Below are 407 nucleotides of genomic sequence, written 5' to 3'. Positions count from 1 at the left end.
CTTCAACGGTAAATTCACCTTCACTTAACTCATTAGGCACATCTACACTAAAGGTGCCATCGGCTTGCACTTCGGTCGTAATGGTTTGCAGATTACCCGCTTCATCCGTCACGGTGATCGTGACAACTGTGCCCTCAGGCTCACCCGTGGCAGACCCTGAAATAGTCGGTGTGGTGTCATTAGTATCACTCACCGGATCAATTATTACTGTGGGCGCAGCGGTATCAACCTCACCGGTGGTGGTGGCTGTGGTTTGATTACCTGCGGCGTCGGTTACCGATACCTCAACGGTAAATTCACCTTCACTTAACTCATTAAGCACATCTACACTAAAGGTGCCATCGGCTTGCACTTCGGTCGTAATGGTTTGCGGGTTACCCGCTTCATCCGTTACGGTGATTGTAACA

Annotated in this window: 1 protein-coding gene; it reads right to left on the bottom strand. The window is 49.9% G+C overall.

Features of this window, described 5'->3' with window-relative positions; genetic code table 11:
- On the bottom strand, window positions 1-407 hold a 407-nt coding region (locus tag AN389_RS19680; protein ID WP_200911319.1), incomplete at both ends, for an Ig-like domain-containing protein.

The organism is Pseudoalteromonas sp. P1-7a, assembly GCF_001401855.1.
GTDB lineage: Bacteria > Pseudomonadota > Gammaproteobacteria > Enterobacterales > Alteromonadaceae > Pseudoalteromonas.
The sequence above is the reverse complement of the archived record's forward strand: the minus strand, read 5'-3'. Positions and strand labels throughout refer to the sequence as shown.